Source organism: Mesorhizobium sp., from assembly GCF_004963255.1.
Taxonomy (GTDB): domain Bacteria; phylum Pseudomonadota; class Alphaproteobacteria; order Rhizobiales; family Rhizobiaceae; genus Mesorhizobium.
The window spans coordinates 357,107-372,695 of record NZ_SUGA01000002.1; the positions used below are offsets into that span (position 1 = coordinate 357,107).

13 protein-coding genes are annotated in these 15,589 nt (G+C 63.7%); 6 read left to right on the forward strand and 7 right to left on the reverse strand.

From position 1 onward, the window contains the following. Nucleotides 1–136 precede the first annotated feature (136 nt). Entirely contained in the window at nucleotides 137–1,123 is a 987-nt protein-coding gene (locus tag E5X34_RS04505; RefSeq protein WP_292561536.1) for a glutathione S-transferase family protein, read from the forward strand. On the opposite strand, the gene E5X34_RS04510 is transcribed toward E5X34_RS04505, so the two are convergent. Then, nucleotides 1,124–1,627: an NUDIX domain-containing protein gene (locus tag E5X34_RS04510; protein ID WP_292561538.1), complete on the reverse strand. Its 504-nt coding sequence runs from the start codon at nucleotides 1,625–1,627 to the stop codon at nucleotides 1,124–1,126. 172 nt (nucleotides 1,628–1,799) lie between these two features. Between E5X34_RS04510 and E5X34_RS04515 the strand changes: the two genes are divergently transcribed. Beyond that, on the forward strand, nucleotides 1,800–2,732 hold the full coding sequence (locus tag E5X34_RS04515) for a metallophosphoesterase (protein ID WP_292561540.1): 933 nt from the start codon (nucleotides 1,800–1,802) through the stop codon (nucleotides 2,730–2,732). Here the strand turns inward: E5X34_RS04515 and E5X34_RS04520 are convergent. From E5X34_RS04520 to leuA, 4 genes are all read right to left on the reverse strand, one after another. Beyond that, a complete protein-coding gene (locus tag E5X34_RS04520) occupies nucleotides 2,722–3,333 on the reverse strand; it encodes a hypothetical protein (protein ID WP_292561543.1) in 612 nt (203 codons plus the stop codon). The genes E5X34_RS04515 and E5X34_RS04520 overlap by 11 nt on opposite strands. A 73-nt stretch (nucleotides 3,334–3,406) precedes the next feature. Continuing rightward, nucleotides 3,407–4,210 carry an alpha/beta fold hydrolase gene (locus tag E5X34_RS04525; protein WP_292561546.1) on the reverse strand — a complete coding sequence of 268 codons (804 nt, stop codon included), beginning with the start codon at nucleotides 4,208–4,210 and terminating at the stop codon, nucleotides 3,407–3,409. 397 nt (nucleotides 4,211–4,607) lie between these two features. Beyond that, nucleotides 4,608–6,392: a hypothetical protein gene (locus E5X34_RS04530; RefSeq protein WP_292561549.1), complete on the reverse strand. Its 1,785-nt coding sequence runs from the start codon at nucleotides 6,390–6,392 to the stop codon at nucleotides 4,608–4,610. A 195-nt stretch (nucleotides 6,393–6,587) separates the two neighbouring features. Further along, on the reverse strand, nucleotides 6,588–8,327 hold the full coding sequence (gene leuA, locus E5X34_RS04535) for a 2-isopropylmalate synthase (protein WP_292561551.1): 1,740 nt from the start codon (nucleotides 8,325–8,327) through the stop codon (nucleotides 6,588–6,590). A 429-nt stretch (nucleotides 8,328–8,756) separates the two neighbouring features. Here leuA and E5X34_RS04540 point away from each other — a divergent pair, with 429 nt between their 5' ends. The 4 genes from E5X34_RS04540 to E5X34_RS04555 all read left to right on the forward strand — a co-directional run bounded on the left by E5X34_RS04540 (nucleotide 8,757) and on the right by E5X34_RS04555 (nucleotide 12,226). After that, nucleotides 8,757–9,923: an ATP-grasp domain-containing protein gene (locus E5X34_RS04540; protein WP_292561554.1), complete on the forward strand. Its 1,167-nt coding sequence runs from the start codon at nucleotides 8,757–8,759 to the stop codon at nucleotides 9,921–9,923. A gap of 4 nt (nucleotides 9,924–9,927) precedes the next feature. Beyond that, nucleotides 9,928–10,704 carry an alpha/beta hydrolase-fold protein gene (locus E5X34_RS04545; RefSeq protein WP_292561557.1) on the forward strand — a complete coding sequence of 259 codons (777 nt, stop codon included), beginning with the start codon at nucleotides 9,928–9,930 and terminating at the stop codon, nucleotides 10,702–10,704. After that, on the forward strand, nucleotides 10,704–11,018 hold the full coding sequence (locus E5X34_RS04550; RefSeq protein WP_292561561.1) for a nuclear transport factor 2 family protein: 315 nt from the start codon (nucleotides 10,704–10,706) through the stop codon (nucleotides 11,016–11,018). Before E5X34_RS04545 ends, E5X34_RS04550 begins: the two co-directional genes overlap by 1 nt. Nucleotides 11,019–11,200: 182 nt before the next feature. Continuing rightward, nucleotides 11,201–12,226, forward strand: coding sequence for a siderophore-interacting protein (locus E5X34_RS04555; protein ID WP_292561563.1), 1,026 nt, complete (start codon nucleotides 11,201–11,203; stop codon nucleotides 12,224–12,226). 12 nt (nucleotides 12,227–12,238) lie between these two features. Here the strand turns inward: E5X34_RS04555 and E5X34_RS04560 are convergent, their stop codons facing one another. Next, entirely contained in the window at nucleotides 12,239–13,456 is a 1,218-nt protein-coding gene (locus tag E5X34_RS04560) for an MFS transporter (protein WP_292561566.1), read from the reverse strand. Beyond that, on the reverse strand, nucleotides 13,456–15,567 hold the full coding sequence (locus E5X34_RS04565; RefSeq protein ID WP_292561569.1) for a TonB-dependent siderophore receptor: 2,112 nt from the start codon (nucleotides 15,565–15,567) through the stop codon (nucleotides 13,456–13,458). Before E5X34_RS04565 ends, E5X34_RS04560 begins: the two co-directional genes overlap by 1 nt. Between the last annotated feature and the right edge of the window lie 22 nt (nucleotides 15,568–15,589).

Sequence of the window (15,589 nt, forward strand, 5' to 3'; positions counted from 1 at the left end):
CTGCAATCGGCGCTTTTTGTCTTTCTTTGTGTCATTTGACGAACTGGTTCGTCATTTGACGAACTGTTCAGCGCCGAAGGGCTTCGCCAACCCGGCTATCGGCCTAGATTGTTGCGAAGCGCAGGGAGATTTCCGCATGGGATTGCTGATCGAAGGCAAATGGCAGGACCGGCCGTTCGAGACCGACAGCGGCGGACGGTTCATTCGCAGAGAGTCGCAATGGCGCGACTGGATCACGCGTGATGGCAGTCCAGCGCAGGGCCGCAGGCGGGGCTTCAAGGCGGAACCCGGCCGTTATCACCTCTATGTCTCGCTCGCCTGCCCTTGGGCACATCGCACCTTGATCTTCCGTGCCCTGAAGAAGCTCGACGGCATCATCTCGGTATCGGTGGTGCACCACTTCATGGGCGAAAACGGATGGACCTTCAAAGCCGAGGACGGCGCCACCGGAGACACGCTCTACGGCCTCGATTTCCTGCACCAGATCTACACCAGGGCAGATCCGGCCTATTCAGGCCGTGTGACGGTGCCGGTGCTGTGGGACAAGCAGGAACAGACGATCGTCAACAACGAGTCCTCCGAAATCATCCGGATGCTCAACACCGCCTTCGACGAATGGGGCGATGCGGGTCTCGACTTCTATCCTGCGGCGCTGCGCGCGGAGATCGACAGGATCAATGCGCAAATCTACCCGGCAATCAACAACGGCGTTTATCGCGCCGGCTTCGCCACCACGCAGGAAGCCTATGAGGAAGCTTTCGGCGAATTGTTCTCAGCTCTCGATACGATCGAGGGGCGGCTTTCGAAGCAGCGCTATCTGGCCGGCGAACACATCACCGAGGCCGATTGGCGGCTGTTCACGACGCTGGTTCGTTTCGATCCGGTCTATGTCGGCCACTTCAAATGCAACCTGCGCCGCATCGCCGACTACCCGAACCTGTCGAATTATCTGCGCGATCTCTATCAGGTGCCCGGCGTGTCGGGCACGGTCAACCTTCACCACATCAAGTCGCACTATTACGGCAGCCACAGGTCGATCAATCCGACGGGAGTTGTCCCGGTGGGACCGGAGCTCGATTATGCGGCCGCGCATGACCGGGGCAGGTTCAGGAAAGCGGCGTGATTACCAGTAGGGTGAGATGCGCTCCCCGCCAAATATCTCGGCCATCCTTCGGAGCGTCGCCGGGGTCGTGCCCTCCGGCAAGCGGTCGAGCGGGAAGAAGCCGGCCTCGGCGATCTCATGGTCGGGCAGTTTCGGCGCGGTCTGGCTGAAAGCTTCGATCAGATAAAGGCCGACATGGTCGCGCTTGCTGGAGCGGCGGTTGAAATGCATCGACCTCAGCACCGGCGGCGCGAGCAGTGCGATGTTGCCTTCCTCGGCCAGCTCCCGCGTCAACGCTTCCTCGAGCGTCTCGCCGGACTCGACGCCGCCGCCGGGCAACTGCCAGCCGGGAACATAGGTGTGGCGGATCAGGAAGACGGCGTTGGTGGTACGTTCGTAAACCAAGCCGCGCACGCCGAGCGTCATCGGGCGGCGCAACAGAAAGTAAAAATGGAAGAATCTGGCCCGCAGCCCCGGCCAGCCGGTCTGGCGGAAAGCCTCCTCAATGTCTGCCCGGTCGTTCATCCACCGATCCCCAAGCAGATATTTTGTGGGTTGCCCCACGAACATCTGCTTGGCCTTCTTCGTTTTTTCGCAGGTCCTGGCCGCAAAACCGTGGGACGCCTTTGCGAGACCTGCTTGGGCGAACAGCAAAGGGTGAGTGGAAAGCCTCGCCGGCGTCGCTTAAGAAGGGGTCATGTTCAGGCTCGCGCATATTTCCGATGCTCATCTGGGGCCGCTGCCCGATGTAACCTATCGCGACCTCGCGTCCAAGCGCGTGCTGGGCTATGTCAACTGGCAGCGCAACCGACGCCGCCATATGCATGATGCCGTCATCGACACAATCGTCGCCGACATCACGGCGAACGCGCCGGACCATCTCGCCGTCACCGGAGATCTCGTCAACCTGGCGCTCGACGGCGAGATCGAGATGGCCAAGCACTGGCTGGAGACGCTCGGATCGCCGCACGACGTTTCCGTGGTTCCCGGCAACCATGACGCCTATGTGCCGGGCGCCTTCGACAAGGTCTGCCGGGCGTGGGCCCCCTGGATGACGGGCGACGGCGTCAACAGTCCGGTCGACCGCAATTCCTTTCCGTATCTGCGCGTGCGCGGCAATGTCGCGCTGATCGGCGTCACCACGGCGCGCGCCACCGCACCCTTCATGGCCAACGGCTTCTTCATGGAAGGGCAGGCCGAACGGCTCGGCAAGGTCCTTGATGACACGGCGAAACACGGACTCTTCCGGATCATCATGATCCACCACCCGCCGGTGCGCGGCGCGGTCCCGCAGCACAAGCGTCTGTTCGGCATTGCCCGGTTCCACAAGGTCGTCCGCCGACATGGCGCGGAACTCGTCCTGCACGGCCACTCGCACCTGCCGTCCTTGTTCGCCATCGGCGCACGCGGCGCCAAGGTGCCGGTGGTAGGCGTCGCCGCCGCCGGCCAGGCGCCGGGTGGCAAACATCCGGCAGCGCAGTACAACATGTTCGAAATCGGTGGTGAAAGGGGCAACTGGCGCCTGCGCCTGACCCGGCGCGGGCTGACCGGACCGGCCATGCCGCCGTCCGACCTCCAGACCATGGACCTCGACGTTCCGGCAGACGGGCGCCAGCTCGTCAGAAGCTGATCTTCATCTGCATGATGCGGTCCCAGAATAAGGCCAGCGAAACCGCCAGGCCGACAAGGGCGCCGGCGGCGATCAGGCCAAGGCCGGCGAAGAAGGTCGTCCAGCCGTTGCGGCCGGATCGGATGGGCGGCTCCGCTTCCTGGACCACGTGACGATGCAGGCCGGGAGCGGCGCTTTCCATGCCGCCCTCCATCATGCGCTGCCGCTCGACGACACGTTCGGCCACGTAGCGCGTGACAGCGTCGGCGACGGCTTTCATCTCGGTCGATTCAGCCAGCACCACGCGGCCGACGCGCGTGTCCTTGAGGAAGCGGTAGGTTCGGCGGTCGCGTCCCATGGCGACGTGGCTCACCGCATCGATCCATAGCCGCGGCTGCAGGCCCGACGAGACGGCGAAGTCGAAGCTGTCCATGTCGGCTGGGACATCGGCAAAGACGGGGGCAAGCTCGGCCGCCAGCAGATCGAGCCGCATCCGGTGCGCCTCGCGCATGTCGACAACCACGTCATCGCGGTCGGCGAAGGCGTTTTTGACGTCGCGTATGGCATCCGAAAGCTTTCGCGATGGCTCGATCGGGGTGATTATGTCGCCTGCATCCTTCATGGCGGCTGTCTCGCTGTTGGTTAACAGCGAGTTAACACAATCGCCGGCAAAATGCACTGAATGATAGCGGCGGTCAGCTTGCCGCCGCCCCGTACACCGGTCGTTGTCGCCTGGCCCGCCGTCGCGTGTTGCGACGCACGATCTCGGCAACCAGGTCTGGAGCCTCCTCGACCAGCATGTGACCCGCGTCAAGGACATGGTGCAGATGGAAATGCGACGGCAGAGCCTCGGCCTGCCCGACAGGCAGGAGCGGGTCCTCCGCTCCCCAAACAACCATCACCGGCATGTCGAGCGCATCGAGCTGCGCTCGAGGGATAACACCTTGCCGCTCATCCTTGGTCATCGCGGCCGCCATATCGATCAAGGTCTGCAACTGGCCGGGCTTTTCACGCATGAGGCAGAGCGAATCCACCACGTGGTCGGGCGGCAAGCTGCACGGGGCCGACATGGCCGCAAGGCTGGCGCGGATCTGCTTCCTGCCGGAAGCCGCCGCATAGCGGCGCAGCAGGGCTGCGTTGATCTCCGGGCCGAAGCCGCCGGGCGCCAACAGCGTGAGCGAAGCGACCCTGCCAGGATCGGCTAGCGCCATCAATGTCGCGATCGCGCCGCCCATGGAATGACCGACGAGATGGACCTTGGTCAGCTGGCGGGCGGCAAGATCGGCGAGGATGGCTCTCGCGGCCGGCTTGGCCCCGCCCATGCCTTCGCATTGCAAGGAATGACCATGGCCCGGCAGATCGTAGGCCAACACTCTCGCCTCCGCCGCCAGCGGTGCCATGACGTCACGCCAGATGTCACGGCAAGCGCCGAAGCCGTGCAGAAAGACGATCGTCTTCGGACCAGCGCCGGCCTCGACGGCATAAGGGAGTGGAAGCATGAAAAAAGGAGCGGTGAGCAAGACAGGCAGCAATCAGAAATTGTGGCTGAATTGCTCCCGATCTAGACCCGTGGCCAGTAAAATTTTCGCGACCGAAGCGGTCCGCCAGGCGCTCGACGCGCAAGCGCGTCCTAATAGGTATCGGATCACAGCGTGATACTTCCGGCCTGCGGCGGTCAGGTGGCCCAAACACGAGCGGAAGGTGTGCCTATATCCTAGTCTTGATGCGATTCCGACACGAAGGCTACGGCGTGGCCGCCGAACCCACCCGCCCACGCTTTTCCCGGAAATTCTCGAGGGCATTTCACCGTTTCACGGAAACGGCGGAAATGCCCTATCTCTTTGTTTTGACGCAATTTTCAGACGTAAACCGCTTCACACTTTTCCTGAAATTGCTCTAGCTCGGATTGCCGATCCCGGCGGCACGCAAGGATTGCACCAGCCGATCGGTGAGATCCGCGGGATATTTGCGGTCGACGAATGTCGCGCGCGGGTCGGCGGCGAATTTCGGGAATTCGGCGGTGAGCTCGTTGGCAAGCTCGCCCGCCAGCTTGTCGCGGCCCGAAATCTTGGCGCCGATCAGGCGCGCGGCCAGATAATGCGACTTGGATGCCGTCGTGCGCAGCGACTCGCTGGCGATGGCGGCCTTCTTCATATCGCCCTGCATGAAGGCGCCGACGAACAGGCCATAATCCCACCAGGTCGGATGGCCGCTGAAGGCCTCGACCGCGTGGCCCAGGATCGGCGTTCCCTCATCATACTTGCCGGCGAAGATCAGCCCGTAGCCATAGGCGGCGGCCATACCGAGATCATATGGGTTGAGTTCATAGGCCTTGCGCGTCAAGCGGATCGCTTCGTCCGCGTTGCCGAGGCGCGAGTTGAGATAGCCGAGGGCGCGATGCGCGTGCGGGTTCATAGGCCCCATCTGGACGGCGCGGTGCGCAAGCGACATGGCCTTTTCGAGCGTCGCATCGGGCGGATAGGGATAGTGGGCGGTGACGGCCTCCCCATGAAGCGCGGCCAGTTCGGCATAGACGAGCGACGATTTGGTGCCTTCGGCGGCAAGCTTCTCCAGGCAGCGATACGCAACCTCGTGCGCTTGGGCGTTCATGTCGAGAAAGTAGCGGTCGTCGAGCACCAGGCACCCGATCTGGCTGGTCCTGATGTCGCTCTGGTCGATGTAGCTGTAGATCGCGCCGGAGGCGGGGACGGCCGAGGTGAGCACGCTGGCGACGTTGCTTTCAACCACGCCAGGCGCGGTTTCGGCCGATGTCAGGTTGCGCGACAGCAGAACTCGACCGGTCGCGACGCTCTGCAGCTCGACCGTGACGTCGCCGGCGGCGGGGCCGGGAACAATATCGAAGACGAAACTGATCGGGTCGGCCGATTGATCGCGCGTCGAATCCGGAGCGCGCCCGATGAAGTCGATGGTGTCGAAACCGGCAAGACCGGCGCGCAACGACGATGCGACGCGAGTTGCCTCTGCTCCATCGGCGTTCATGGCAATGTAGATCAGCGGCAAGGAGTCGAATACCGGCTGGGCGGCGGTTCCGGCGATGCCCGCTGTTTCGGTCGTTGCCGCCGTGTCGCCGCCGAGGAAGGCATCGCCCTGGCGAAAGATGAGCACGCCGAGCATGGCAATGACCAGAACCATGGCAGCCCAGAAGAATCGCAGTTGCCGCGTCAGTGATTGTGCAGGCGCGGCCGGCGCCATGAGCGGCACGGGTTCGTCCGGTGTCGGGCTGTCGAGATAGTCGGCCGCCGGAGCGGCTTCGGCCGATGCCTGGGGTTGGCGCGCGATGTTTCCGGTGGCGGCCCTTGCGTCGCCGGGCAGGCGGATTGCGTTCAGCTCATAGGAGGGGACATAGCCGCCGCGCGGGATCGCGATACGCACCGGTTCGGCGATGCCTTCATTGGCGAAGTACTGATCCAGGAGCTCGCGTAGGCGACCGGCCTGAACCCTGACCACGGCGTCGGTGGAGGCGTCGAAATCGCCGTCCTTGCCGAAGACGTCCATGGCGATGGAAACGCCCTTCAGCCTGTCCGCCTCGCCAGCCTGCTCGCGTTCGACGAGATAGCGTAAAAGCCTGCGGGCACGCTCGGATCGTCCGAACGTCTCGCTGGCAAGCAGTCGCTCCAATGTCTCGCGCACTGCGGGGGCGGCAGGCGGGGCATGCTCCAAGTGTCGATCCTTCCGAACTCGGCACAGGTTAGGGCGCGATAATATAGCGCTCGCGCCGGCGCACAAGGATGCTTCTGTTATGTGATCGCGTAAGCCACCGGAAATTCCCCCGCCGGTTAACGAACGACAAGGAAGTTGCGTCTGCTTGCAACACGGCGCGCCTTGCGGACGCGCCGTGTTCGGGAGCCTGACTGGTCAGCCGGCCTTCCCACCGATGATGCGGTTGGCGGCCGAAACGACGGCCTCCAGCGAGGCGGCGACGATGTTCGTGTTGATGCCGGCGCCGAACAGCTTGCCGCCCGGATATTCCATCTCGACATAGGAGATGGCCGACGCGTTGGAGCCGCGCTGCAAGGAATGCTCGGAATAGTCGAGCACCGACATGTCGACGCCGACATGGCGCGAGAGCGCATCGACGAAGCCGTCGATCGGGCCAGTGCCCGAGCCGGTGATCGTCACTTCCTTGCCATTGTCGATTATATCCGCCTCCACGATACGCCGGCCCTTCACCTCGGTGTCGGGGAAGGTGCGGTGGTCGAGGAACTTCAGCCGCGCGCCGGGCTGGTCGATATAGGTTTCGAGGAAGCGTTCATGGATGCGCTTGGCCGGCACTTCCTTGCCTTCCGCATCGGTGATCGCCTGGATCGCCTGGCTGAACTCGATCTGCAGATTGCGCGGCAGATTGAGGCCGTAATCCGCCTGCAGCACATAGGCGATGCCGCCCTTGCCGGACTGCGAGTTGATGCGGATGATCGCCTCATAGGTGCGGCCGACATCGGCCGGATCGATCGGCAGATAAGGCACTTCCCAGATCGGAGTGTTGGCCTTCTTCAGCGCCTTCATGCCCTTGTTGATGGCGTCCTGATGCGAGCCCGAGAAGGCCGTGTAGACCAGTTCGCCGACATAAGGATGGCGCTCCGGGATCTTCAGCTGGTTCGAATATTCATAGACATCCTTCATCCGGTTGATGTCGGAGCAGTCGAGTTCCGGATCGACGCCCTGGGTGAACATGTTGAGCGCCAGCGTCACGATGTCGACATTGCCGGTGCGCTCGCCATTGCCGAACAGCGTGCCTTCGACGCGGTCGGCCCCGGCCATCAGGCCGAGCTCGGTTGTGGCGACGCCGGTGCCGCGGTCGTTATGCGGATGCAGCGAGATGATCAGGTTCTCGCGGTTGTCGAGGTTGCGGCACATCCACTCGATGCGGTCGGCATAGACGTTGGGCGTCGACATCTCGACCGTCGAGGGCAGGTTGATGATCAGCTTGTTGTCGGCCGTCGGCTTCACGATCTCGGTGACGGCGTTGCAGATCTCCAGCGCGACGTCGAGCTCGGTGCCGGTGAAGCTTTCCGGCGAATATTCGAAGCGGTAGCCGCCGCCGGCCTTGGCCGCCATGTCGGTGATCATCCTGGCTGCGTCGGTGGCGATGCGCTTGATGCCGGCGACATCCTTTTCGAAGACGACGCGGCGCTGCAATTCGCTGGTCGAATTGTAGAAATGCACGATCGGGCGGTGCGCGCCCTTGAGCGCCTCGAAGGTCCGCGTGATCAGTTCTGGCCGGCATTGTACCAGCACCTGGAGCGATACATCGCACGGCACGCCGCCTTCCTCGATGCACCAGCGGGCAAAGTCGAAATCGGTCTGCGAGGCCGAGGGGAAGCCGATCTCGATTTCCTTGAAGCCCATGTCGAGCAGCAGCGCGAACATGCGCGCCTTGCGCTCATGACCCATCGGGTCGATCAGCGCCTGGTTGCCGTCGCGCAGGTCGACCGAGCACCAGATCGGCGCCTTGTCGATCACCTTGTTCGGCCAGGTGCGATCGGTCAGGCCGACGGTGGGATAAGACTGGTACTTGCGGGCTGCATCCGGCATGTGGCCGGCCGCGCGCGTTCCGGCTTCAGCCTCGCCGGCGCGGATTTCTTCTCGTGCGTTCATCGTCTCGTCTCCGGGCGGCTCGCATGTTCGCCTTGGGCGTATTGATTGCGAGCGTCGCCTCTACCAGAATTTCATTCGCTTGATTATGACTTTGCCAAGGAGCATGCGCCTGAGGCGGCGGGTATCGACCGCCGGGCGCTCCTTCAGCGAACCCGGCGATCGCCGATAAGGCCGAGAAGAAGCAGGGTGGAAGCGAGCGCGCGCGCGGTCTCGCCGGCAAAGCCGGGGCGAGAAGAAGCGACGGGGCGGACGCGCGTGGTCATGGCGGCTCTCTTACAGGAGCGGCCCGCCGGAGGCAAGCGTGCGCAGGGCGAATGCGCCGAGCCTGGCCTCGTCGCAGGCGGAGATGTCTTCCCCGCGCCTTGTAAATGGGCCAGACTTGGTTCCGAAGGCTTGGCTGCCAAGCGAAGCTCCGGGGAGGGGTCGCCCATGAATTTCGTGTTCTTCTCGCCGCATTTCCCGGCCAACGGCGCCGATTTCTGCGACCGCCTGAAGAAGGCCGGCGCGACCGTGCTCGGCATTGGTGACGCGCCTTACGAGACCCTGAACGGCAAGCTGAAGGCCGCGCTTTCGGAATATTACCGCGTCGCCGACATGGAAGATTACGACGCGGTGTTCCGGGCGATGGGGCACTTCATCCACAAATGGGGCCGCATCGACCGCTTCGAGTCGCTCAACGAGCATTGGCTGGAGCTCGAAGCCAATATTCGAACCGACTTCAACATCTACGGCACCAAGCTCGACTTCGTGAAGAATCTGAAGCGGAAAAGCCGCATGCGCGCCTTCTTCCGCAAGAGCGGCGTCGAGATCATCCCGCAGCGCAAATGCTCCGACCGTGCCGGCGCCATGACTTTCATCCGCCGTGTCGGCTATCCGGTGGTGGTCAAGCCGGATTCCGGCTCTGGCGCCTCCAACACCTTCAAGATCTCCAATGCCGGGGAGCTCGACCAGTTCTTCAGGGACAAGCCGGAGGGCGTCACCTTCGTCATGGAGCAGTTCATCGAGGGGCTGGTGGTGACGTTCGACGGGCTGGTCAACCGCGACGGCGAGGTTGTGCTGGCGGCCAGCCACCGCTACGACCAGAGCATCATGGACGCGGTCAACAAGGACCGCCACATGAGCTACACCTGCTTCCCCGAAATCACGCCGGCGGTTGAGGAGGCGGGGCGCAAGATCCTCAAAGCGTTCGACGTGCGCGAGCGCTTCTTCCACATCGAGCTGTTCGAGACCAAGGACAAGCGCGTCATCGCGCTCGAGGTCAACATGCGCCCGCCCGGCGCCTGGATGACCGACGCCATCAACTACACCTTCGATATCGACGTCTATGCCGCCTGGGCCGACATGGTGGTCAAGGATGCCGCGGGTGGTCCCTACAAGGGCAAGTATTTCACCGCCTATGCCAGCCGCAAACGCCACATCGAATATTTGCACAGCCATGCGGACGTGCTAGCCGCCCATGGCGACAAGATCGTTCATCACCAGGCCATCGAAGAGGTTTTCAGCCGCGCCATGGGCAATTACGCCTACCAGATGCGTTCGAAGGATCAGAAGGCACTGCGCCAGGCGGTCGACTATATCCACGCGGAAAAGGCCTGAGCCGATGGACGTCTCCTATCACAAGGGCCAAGCCCGCAATCTCGGCCGAGACATGGAATACAAGCGCTACGGTCATGCCGGGCGCCCGGTGGTTGTGTTCCCGACCTCGCAAGGACGCTTCTACCAGTTCGAGGATTCGGGCGGGGTTGGCGCGCTTGCCGAGTTCATCGACACCGGCCGCATCCAGCTCTTCACGCTGGACGGCATCGATTCGGAATCCTTCTTCAACAAGCATGCCGATGCGGCGCATCGCATCGCCCGGCACGAGGCCTATTTCCGCTATGTGCGGGAAGAGGCGTTGCCGGAGCTGCAGGCGGTCGCCGCCAAGTCCAATGGCGGCCGTGCCTTGAAGCCATTGTTCTGCGGCTGCTCGATGGGCGGCTACCACTCGTCGAATTTCGTATTCCGTTTTCCCGAGCTGGCGAGCGGCGTGATCTCGCTATCGGGCGTCTATTCGGCCCGCGACTTTTTCGGCCGGGCGCTGGAAGGCAACATCTATTTCAACTCGCCGCTCGACTATCTGCCGGGCATCGTCGACCAGAAGCTGCTCGGGCGGATCAGGGCGCTGCGGTTGATCTTCTGCTGCGGGCAGGGCGCCTGGGAAGAGCGCATGCTGGTCGAGACGCGCGAGCTGGAACAGGTGCTGCGCGACAAATCCATTCCCGCCTGGGTCGACTATTGGGGCGGCGACGTCAGCCATGACTGGCCGTGGTGGCACAAGCAACTGGTCTATTTCTTCGGCCGCTGGCTGGATGACGATCTCATGCACAGGCTGGATTGATGACCGCCCCCGACCAGATCCGCCGCTTTGTCGAAGCCACCAATGCCGGCGATAGCGAGGCCTTTCTCGGCACATTCACTGACGATGCTTTCCTGAGCGACTGGGGTCGCGATTTCCATGGCCGCGACGGGGTCGCGCGGTGGAACCGATCGGACAATATCGGCGTGCAGTCCAATCTTCGCATCGTCCGCGTCGCGCAGCGCGACGGCGTCTACCATGCCCGTGTCGCCGTGACGGGCAACGGCTTCAACGGCGAGGGCGACATGGCCTTCACGCTGGACGGCGACCGGATCGCAAGCCTGGTCATCAGCTGAAGCGGGACAGCAGGCTGGGTCTTTCCGCAAGTCGACACAAAAATATGACTTTATTTATCATGTTTTAGTGGCAAAGCCGCCGACGCTGTGGCATGCCGGTGCCCATGACGACATCGAAAGGCCCGGCGATGAAGCTATTGAGCGCGCAAACTCGTATACAAAACGATGACATTCGCGCGGTGATGGACAGGCTGCGCGCCGAGCATAGCGACCATGAGATCGACACCGGCGATGCCGGCCGATGGGAATTCCGTATGCATTACGGCTCGTTGAACGCATCGTTCGACGACCACGGCGTGCTGGTCCGTGTCGCGGCGGAGGATGAGACTTGCCTCTCCTACATGAAGATGATCTTCGCCGGCCACATCGCCGCGCATCTCCGCACAACCGAAGGCCTGCGCTGGCAAGGCGACGGCACCGATGCCGGCACGCCGGTGTTCTTCCGCGAGATATCGGTCTTGTCCTCGACGCGGCTGTCGCCGCATATGCAGCGCCTGCGCTTCTCCGGCCGCGACCTTGGCCGCTTTGCCCATGGCGGATTTCATGTCCGCCTTCTGCTGCCGCCGGCCGGGCGGCAGGCGGTCTGGCCGACCATGGGCGCCGACGGCCTTATCGTCTGGCCTTCGGGCGAGGATGCGCTGACCATCCGGGTCTATACGATCCGCACGCTGGACGTGGTCGAGGGCTGGCTCGACATCGACTTCGTGCTGCATCCTGGCACCGAGACGCCGGCAGCGACTTTCGCGCAGAATGCGCGGGTCGGCGACATCATCGGCATGATCGGCCCCGGCGGTGGCGGTTTGCCCGAGGTGTCAAACCTGCTTCTTCTGGGCGACGATACCGCGCTTCCGGCGATCGGCCGGATGCTGGAAGAGCTGGCGCCGTCCGCCCGCGCCGAGGCCTTCATCGAGGTCGATGGTCCGCAAGACCGAGTGACGTTGGCGGCGGGCGAGAACATCGCCGTCCGTTGGCTCTACCGGCATGGCCGCGAAGCAGGCCGCGCTGGCCTGCTTCCGGAGGCATTGCGCGAATGCGCCCGGCTGCCATGTTCTGACGATCTCTATGTCTGGGCGGGATGCGAATTCGCCGATTTCCGCGAGATCCGCCGGATAGCACGCAAGGAATGGGGCCTGCCGCGCGACCGCCATCTGGTCACCGCCTATTGGCGCCGCGGCGCGCAAGGCGAGGACGAGGCCGGCGAGGAATAGCGCCGTCTCGTCTCAGTCGCGGTCGCTGACCTTGGCGATCGCCGGCGCTGCCAGCAGCGCGACCACGCCCGCTCCGGCAAACAGCGCACCATAGCCGAGATGCTGCGCCGCATAGCCGGCCAGGATGCCGCCCGCCATGCTGACCAATGCGTCCATGCACTGGAAAAGCGTGAAATCGACGCCCGCCTGCCTCGGGTCCGACCAGCGCATGAACTGCGCATAAAGCGCGACGAAGCCGAGCGCCATGATGCCGGAGGAACTCAGCATTGCGACGAATGCCAGCGGGCCTGCCGGGAAAACGCCCGAGAGCGCGAAGGCGGCGAGGACGAACAGCGATCCAGCCTGCAAGACGAGCGCGAGCACAAGCACGCTGCGCGTGCCCAACCGTCGGACGAGCGCGCCGCCGGCAAGGGCGGCCGCGACGCCGAGGATCATGCTGCCGGCGCCGTTGACCAGGCCGATGGTGGAAAGGCTGAGCCCGGCATCGACGAGAAACGGGCCGAGCATCGCCAGCGCCGCCTTGTGCGCCAGAACGTAGATCGCCGACGCCATCAGGCCGCGTTGTATCTGCGGACGCCGCAACGCCGCAGCGAGCGCGGGCACGTGGTCGCGCACTTGCTCGCGCGATTTGGTGGCGATGCCGAGCAGGAAGGGCAGGCCAAGCAGCCCCAGCAGCGAGGCCATGGCCGACACCGCCGGGCGCCAGCCATGGATTTCAACCAGATAGAGGAAGAGGCCTCCGCCGATCGCCGAGCCGAGATAGGCGCCGCCGACCTGGGCGGCATTGCCCCAGCCGAGATTCCTGTCGGCAAGCTTCTGCACTGCAAAACCGTCGCAGGCGATGTCGACGGTCGCGGCTGCAAAGGCAACCACCGTCAGGCAGGCGACCACGGGCCAGAAAGCGGCCGGGCCGAGTTGCGCGACAGCCAGCAGTCCGGCGATGGAGACCAGGCCACCGATGAGGACGATCGCGCCGGTTCGGTCCCGTCCCGACAGCGGAAGCCGGTAGCGCTCCACTGCCGGCGACCACAGGAATTTCAGCGCCCACGGCAGGGCGATCAGGGTGAGCAGGCCGATACGGTCGAGCGGCAGGCCCTGGTGGCGCATCACGGCCGGGAGCCCCGTCCAGGTGATGCCGCCGATCACGCTCTGGGCCACATAGAGGCCGCCGATCGCCGCGACGATGGCAGCCGGCGACGAGGCGGCCCGATTCGAGGCGGAGACTGACATCAGAAGCGATAGCGCAGGCTGCCGAACAGCGAGCGGCCCTCGTCGCGGTAGCAATAGCCGGCCGAGCAGATCGTCTGCTGGTTGTCGAGCAGGTTCTTGGCGTTGACCTGCAGCTTCACCCCTTCGAGCTTCGGATTGCGGTAGCCGAAATCGTAGGACAGCGAGGCGTCGACGAAGGCGCGCGCGTCGTTCTTGAAAGTGTTGGTGTCGTCGCCGTAGCTGGCGCCGGCGAAGCGCACACCGGCGCCGAGTCCGAGCCCATCCAGCGTACCGTTCTCGAATTGATAATGGCCCCAGAGCGACAGGATGTGATTCGGCGTCGCCGACAGTTCCTTGCCGTCGGTACCTTCGGCGCCGCGTTCGATCTTCACACGGAGATAGGTGTAGGAGGCGATGATGCTGAAGCCATTGTCAAGCGAGGCATTGGCCTCCAGCTCGACGCCGCGCGAGTTGAGGTCGAGCTGGCGCTGCTTGTTGATGCCGGTCGAGGCGTCGAAGACAACGCCGTCCTTCTGGTCGATGTCGAACAGCGCGGCGCTGACGGTCGCGTTGTGGTCGGGGATCTCGTATTTGACGCCGATCTCCTTCTGCGTGGCGATGGTGGGGCGGGCGACGCGGCTGACGGAACTCGTAATGTCGTCATAGACGAAGCCGATGTTGGGCGAGAACGAGGTCGAATAGTTGACGTAGGGAACGATGCCCCATTCGGTCCGGTAGGACAGACCGACGCGGCCGGAGAAGGCGCTGTCCTTCTGCTTCGACTGGCTGAAATCCGCCGCGGTGGAGGTGGTGTCGACCCAGTCGTAGCGGCCGCTGGTGAACAGGGTGAAATCGTTCCACTCCATTTGGTCGTGCAGGTAGACGCCGAGCTGGTTCATCTCCTGCCCGCCGGAATGCGGGACGGGGGCGGCCTTGATGTCCTCGACCGAGACGTAGGAGAGCCCGCTGCCGGCGTCATAGTCCGACCAGGCGTAGTCGATGCCGGCAATCGCGGTGTGCTTGACCGGACCGGTGTCGAATTCAAGCTGGGCCATGTTGTCGACGACGAAGTTCTTCATCGCTTCCGTGTAATGGCCCCAGTAGCGCTGCAGCGGTTGGTCGGCGCCGATCGCGTAATGGCCGCTATATTCGATGTCCGAGTCGACGGCGTTGTAGCGCAGGTTCTGGCGCACGGTCAGCCAGTCGTTGAAGCGGTGCTCGAACTCGTAGCCGATGCGCCCCTGGTCCTGGGTGAAATCGTTCCAGGCTGGATCGCCTTCATAGACGTTCGACAGCGCGCCATAGGCGGAGTTGTAGAAGGCCGCGGTGCCGCCGGTGACGGACTTCGAATATTCGCCGAGGATGGTGAGCCTGGTGTCCTCGTCCGGCTTGAAGGTGACGGCCGGCGCCAGATAGAGCTTGTCGTCGGGATAGTCGGGCAGCCCGGTCTCGCTCAGGCGGCCGAGGCTGGTGAAGCGGTAGAGAATGCTGCCGTCGTCATTGACCGGCCCGGAAGCATCGAGCGCGGCCTGGAAGCGTTTGTGTTCGCCGGCCAGCAGCTCGATTTCATGGAATGGCTCGTCCTTGGGCCGTTTGGTGACGACGTTGACGATGCCGCCCGGACCGCTGACGCCGTAAAGCGAGGAGGCCGGTCCCTTCAGGATGGTGACGCCCTCGATGCCGTAAGGTTCTGTCTTGAACCAGGCGGAAGGGCCGTTGTACTGGCGCAGCCCGTCGCGGAACATGCCGTTGTAGAAGGCCTGGAAACCGCGCAGGAAGAAGGCGTCGTAGCGCGTATCGAAACCGAAGCTGTTTGGGTTGGCGCTGGCCGTATAGCCCAGCGCGTCGTTCAGCGTTCGCGGCTTCTGGTCCTCGATCTGCTTTTGCGTCACGACCGAGACCGCCTGCGGGATTCTGGCGATCGGCGTGTCGGTCTTGGTGCCGATGCGGTCCTTCTTGGCGACATAGCCGTCCTGCTTCAGGATCTCGTTGCTCTCGGCGGTCACCTCGATCCTGTCGAGAACGGTGGCGTCGCCGCCGTCCTGGGCAAGTGCCGGCCAGACATGGCCGAGGATGGCGCTGCCCGCCAGCAATGATAATCCCCGGCGCCACGTCCTCGACCGCTTCGGCATTAACCTGTCTCCAATGCTCATA